Origin of the sequence: Streptomyces sp. NPDC006265, from assembly GCF_040613555.1 — a bacterium.
In the GTDB taxonomy this organism is placed as follows: Bacteria; Actinomycetota; Actinomycetes; order Streptomycetales; family Streptomycetaceae; genus Streptomyces.
Window position 1 is genome coordinate 1 of the sequence record NZ_JBEXSH010000707.1, and the last position, 4878, is coordinate 4878.

The 4878-nt window shown below is 69.8% G+C and carries 3 protein-coding genes and 4 pseudogenes; 4 read left to right on the forward strand and 3 right to left on the reverse strand.

All coding sequences use genetic code 11. The features are described 5' to 3' along the window. Positions 1–61: 61 nt before the first annotated feature. The 3 pseudogenes from gvpO to ABZ281_RS37995 form a co-directional block, all read left to right on the forward strand. Positions 62–169 (forward strand): annotated as a pseudogene (gene gvpO / locus ABZ281_RS37985) (gas vesicle protein GvpO); the annotation flags it as partial. A gap of 37 nt (positions 170–206) precedes the next feature. Then, a pseudogene (locus ABZ281_RS37990) lies at positions 207–305 on the forward strand (gas vesicle protein); the annotation flags it as partial. 64 nt (positions 306–369) lie between these two features. Beyond that, positions 370–606 (forward strand): annotated as a pseudogene (locus tag ABZ281_RS37995) (gas vesicle protein GvpG); the annotation flags it as partial. Between the two features lie 18 nt (positions 607–624). On the opposite strand, the gene ABZ281_RS38000 reads toward ABZ281_RS37995, so the two are convergent. The 3 genes and pseudogenes from ABZ281_RS38000 to ABZ281_RS38010 all read right to left on the reverse strand — a co-directional run bounded on the left by ABZ281_RS38000 (position 625) and on the right by ABZ281_RS38010 (position 3972). Further along, positions 625–1371 (reverse strand): succinate dehydrogenase/fumarate reductase iron-sulfur subunit, encoded by a 747-nt coding sequence (locus ABZ281_RS38000; RefSeq protein ID WP_356662585.1) that lies wholly within the window; start codon positions 1369–1371, stop codon positions 625–627. After that, entirely contained in the window at positions 1368–3314 is a 1947-nt protein-coding gene (locus tag ABZ281_RS38005; RefSeq protein ID WP_356662586.1) for a fumarate reductase/succinate dehydrogenase flavoprotein subunit, read from the reverse strand. Before ABZ281_RS38005 ends, ABZ281_RS38000 begins: the two co-directional genes overlap by 4 nt. Positions 3315–3316: 2 nt before the next feature. Then, a pseudogene (locus ABZ281_RS38010) lies at positions 3317–3972 on the reverse strand (succinate dehydrogenase). A gap of 83 nt (positions 3973–4055) precedes the next feature. Here ABZ281_RS38010 and ABZ281_RS38015 point away from each other — a divergent pair. Continuing rightward, positions 4056–4878: LysR substrate-binding domain-containing protein (locus ABZ281_RS38015; RefSeq protein WP_356662587.1), on the forward strand; the 823-nt coding region annotated here is incomplete at its 3' end.

Genomic DNA, 4878 nt, shown 5'->3' on the forward strand with positions numbered 1-4878 from the left:
GACTGGCCCGAACGGACGATGTCCGGGCGCGTCAGGTTGAGGATCTCGTTGCAGCCCTCGAGATTCTCGAAGCCTGCTCGCGACGTACCGGGTGGAACTGGACTCGGCGGGCGAGCTGGTGCAGTACCGCCGGATCGCGCGCTTGCGGCGCGGCGCCCAGGACCAGTGACCGGACCGCCGCAACCGCTGACCGGAAGGACCGCCGCATGACCGTCTACAGCGACGAGATCGTCTGTGCTCCCCGCGCCGGGACCCTCTACGACGTGCTGGAGCTGATTCTCGACCGCGGCATGGTGCTCAGCGTGACCGGCCCGCTGCCGTGCTACAGCTTCGTCGACGCGCCGTCCGCCCCGGCCGGCCGGTGACACCGTGGGACTCGTGACCGGGCTCCTGCTGCTGCCGCTCGCCCCCGTGCGCGGAACGCTCTGGGTCGCCGACCACCTGCTCCAGGAGGCCGAACGCCAGGCCGGCGGCCCGCGTGCGGTGCAGGCGCGCCTGGCGGCACTCGACCGGGCCCTGGAGGAGGGCGCCATCGACGAGGCGGCCTTCGAGGAAGAGCGCGGGGAACTGCGCGACCAACCACGATGCACCAGCAGCCGCCCAGGTACCGAAGCCCCTACGGCGCTACCGCTTCACCTTCCGCGCGGACCGCAACCACTCCTTGTTCATGCTGGTGATGGACATCAACGGGATCCCCTTCGGGCAGGCCGTGGCGCACTCACCCGCGAGCGTGCACCCCCCGAACCCCTCCTCGTCCATCTGCTCCACCATGTCCAGCACCCGCGTCTCCCGCTCGGGCGCCCCCTGTGGCAGCACATTGAGATGGTTGATCTTGGCGGACGTGAACAGCATCGCCGCCCCGTTCGGACAGGCCGCCACGCACGCCCCGCACCCGATGCACTCGGCGTGCTCGAAGGCGAGGTCGGCGTCCGGCTTCGGCACCGGCGTGGCGTGCGCCTCGGGAGCCGCCCCGGTCGGCGCGGTGATGTACCCGCCGGCCTGGATGATCCGGTCGAACGCCGTCCTGTCGACGACCAGATCCTTGATCACCGGGAACGCGGACGCCCGCCACGGCTCGACGTCGATCGTGTCGCCGTCCTCGAACGACCGCATGTGCAGCTGGCAGGTGGTGGTCCGCTCGGGCCCGTGCGCATCACCGTTGATGACGAGCGAGCACGCCCCGCAGATGCCCTCACGGCAGTCGTGGTCGAAGGCGACGGGATCCTCGCCCTTGACGATGAGTTCCTCGTTGAGCGTGTCGAGCATCTCCAGGAAGGACATGTCGGGTGAGATCCCGTCCACCTCGTACGTGGACATCGTGCCGTCGGCGTCGGCGTTCCGTTGCCGCCAGACGCGCAGGGTGAGCTTCATGCGTAGCTCCGCTGGGTGGGGTGGACGTACTCGAAGACCAGGTCTTCCTTGTGGAGGACGGGAGCCTCGCCGGTGCCGGTGAACTCCCAGGCGGCCGCGTACCCGAACTCCTCGTCCCTGCGGGCGGCCTCGCCGTCGGGCGTCTGGGACTCCTCGCGGAAGTGGCCGCCGCAGGACTCCTCGCGGTGCAGCGCGTCGAGGCACATCAGCTCGGCGAGCTCCAGGTAGTCGACGACGCGGTTGGCCTTCTCCAGTGACTGGTTGAACTCCTCGCCGGTGCCGGGCACCTTGATGCGCCGCCAGAACTCCTCGCGGATCTGCGGGATGCGCTCCAGCGCCTTGCGCAACCCCGAGTCGGTGCGGGCCATGCCGCAGAACTCCCACATGAGTTCGCCGACCTCGCGGTGGAAGGAGTCGGGGGTGCGGTCGCCGTCGACGGACAGCAGCAGGTTGAGCCGGTCCTGGGTGTCGGCCAGCACCTCCTGGACGACGGGGTGTTCGCCGGTCACGGCGTCGTGGTGCGGGTTTCGGGCCAGGTAGTCGTTGATGGTCGAGGGGAGGACGAAGTAGCCGTCCGCGAGTCCCTGCATCAGCGCCGAGGCGCCGAGCCGGTTGGCGCCGTGGTCGGAGAAGTTGGCCTCGCCGATCGCGAACAGCCCGGGGACGGTGGTCTGGAGGTCGTAGTCGACCCACAGGCCGCCCATCGTGTAGTGCACGGCGGGGTAGATCCGCATCGGCACCTCGTACGGATCCTCGTCGGTGATCCGCTGGTACATGTCGAAGAGGTTGCCGTACTTGGCCTCGACGGTCTCCCGTCCCATGCGCGCGACGGCGTCGGCGAAGTCGAGGTAGACGCCCTGACCACCGGGGCCCACTCCCCTGCCCTCGTCACAGACGTTCTTCGCGGCGCGGGAGGCGATGTCGCGCGGGACGAGGTTGCCGAACGACGGGTAGATGCGCTCCAGGTAGTAGTCGCGCTCGTCCTCGGGGATCTCGTTCGGGGGCCGCTGGTCGCCCTTCGCCTTCGGCACCCAGATGCGCCCGTCGTTGCGCAGCGACTCGCTCATCAGCGTCAGCTTGGACTGGTGGTCGCCGGTGCGCGGGATGCAGGTGGGGTGGATCTGGGTGAAGCACGGGTTGGCGAAGAGGGCGCCGCGCCGGTGGGCCCGCCAGATGGCGGTGGCGTTGGAGTTCATGGCGTTCGTCGACAGGTAGAAGACGTTGCCGTATCCGCCGGAGGCGAGCACGACGGCGTCCGCGACATACGTGTCGATCTTCCCCGTCACCAGGTCCCGGGCCACGATCCCACGCGCCCGCCCGTCGACGACGATCAGGTCGAGCATCTCGGTGCGCGGGTGCATCTCGATGTTCCCGGCGGCGATCTGCCGGCTGAGGGCCTGGTAGGCGCCGAGGAGGAGCTGCTGGCCCGTCTGGCCCCGGGCGTAGAACGTGCGCGACACCTGCACGCCGCCGAACGACCGGGTGTCGAGCAGACCGCCGTACTCCCGGGCGAAGGGCACACCCTGGGCCACGCACTGGTCGATGATCTCGACGGAGATCTGCGCGAGCCGGTGGACGTTGGACTCGCGGGCGCGGAAGTCGCCGCCCTTGACGGTGTCGTAGAACAGGCGGTGGACGGAGTCGCCGTCGTTGCGGTAGTTCTTCGCGGCGTTGATGCCACCCTGCGCGGCGATGGAGTGAGCGCGGCGGGGCGAATCCTGGTAGCAGAACTGGACGACGTGGTAGCCCTGTTCGGCGAGGGTGGCCCCGGCGGAGCCGCCTGCGAGGCCGGTGCCGACGACGATCACGGTGTGCTTGCGCCGGTTGGCGGGGTTGACCAGCCTGGCCTCGAAGCGGCGCTTGTCCCAGCGATCGTCGACGGGGCCGGAGGGGGCCTTGGTGTCGACGACGGGTTCGCCCGTCGGGTAGTCGGTGTAGGTCATCTTCAGCTCACCACTCCGGTCATGACGCCCACGGGTACGGCGATGAAGCCGGCCGTGAGCAGCAGTGCGAGAACGCCTGCGACGGTCTTCAGGGCCCGATCGCGGGTGCGGCTGCCGGCGCCGAGCGTCTGGGCCGCGCTCCAGAAGCCGTGCCGGACGTGCAGGCCGAGCGCGAGCATCGCGACGATGTAGACGAGGTTGCCGTACCAGGTGGAGAAGGTGTCCACGACGTTCTGGTACGGGTGGCCCTCCTGGAAGCCGCCGGAGTGCACGGTGCCGGTCGTCAGGTCGAGGATGTGCCACACGGCGCCCGTGCCTTCTTGTGCACGTACTTGCTGGGCCGGGCCCTGATGTCACGGCGGCTGAGCTGGTACGCCGAGGTGGCGTGCGCGACGACGGCGGCGACCAGCACGATCCGGACGAGCCAGAGCGTCCACTCGTAGTGCATGAACGGCTCGCCCACGGTGCGCAGCCAGTGCGCGTAGTGGTTGAACTCTCCCGCCCCGAAGAAGATCTTCAGGTTTCCGATCATGTGGACGACCAGGTACAGCAGCATGATCAGACCACTGACCGCCATCACGGTCTTCTTGCCGACGGTGGAGTCCCACACGGTGCGTGCGAGAGACGGCCGTCGGTCCGTCCGCGTTGCCAGAGCCATGGAACAGCACGCTACGGACCTGCGGCCGATCGGTCCAAGACATGGTCCAGCTTGAATCCATAGGCTGGAGCTATCGTGAGTGCATGCAGTTCCAGCAGCTCCAGTACTTCGTGGCCGTCGCCGAGACCCGGCACTTCACCCGGGCCGCCGATCTGGTCCATGTCGCCCAGCCGTCGCTGTCGCAGCAGATCAAGGCGCTGGAGCGGGAGCTGGGCGCGGATCTGTTCCTGCGCGCCCGGGGCAACATCACGCTCACGGACGCCGGGGAGGCGCTGCTGCCCCTGGCCCGGCGCATCCTGGCCGACGCCGACACGGCCCGGCACGAGGTGCAGGAACTGGTGCAGTTGCGCAGCGGCCGGGTGCGGCTGGGGGCGACGCCGAGTCTGTGCACGGGTCTGCTGCCGGATGTGCTGCGGGCGTTCCACGACCGCTACCCCGGCGTCCGGCTGCTGATCGAGGAGGGCGGCTCGCATGATCTGGTGCGGGAGCTGGCCCGCGGGGCTCTGGACCTGGCGCTGGTGGTGCTGCCGCTGCCGACGCCGTCGCCGGCGCTGACCACGGTGGAGCTGCTGCGGGAGGATCTCGTCGTGGTCTCCTGGCCGGACGCCCCGCCTCCCGGCCGGGGGCGCCGCACCGTGCGGGTCTGCGACCTGGAGGGTGAGCGGCTGGTGATGTTCCGGCACGGGTACGACCTGCGGGAGCTGACGGTGGCCGCGTGTCGCGCGGAGGGGTTCGAACCCGACTTCGCCGTGGAGGGCGGCGAGATGGATGCGGTGCTGGGTTTCGTACGAGCCGGGCTGGGGGTCGCGGTGGTGCCCCGGATGGTGGCGGCCAGGTCCGGGCGCGGGCTGCGGGTCACTCCGCTGGCCCGGCCCGGCCTGCACCGCACGATCGCCCTGGCGCATC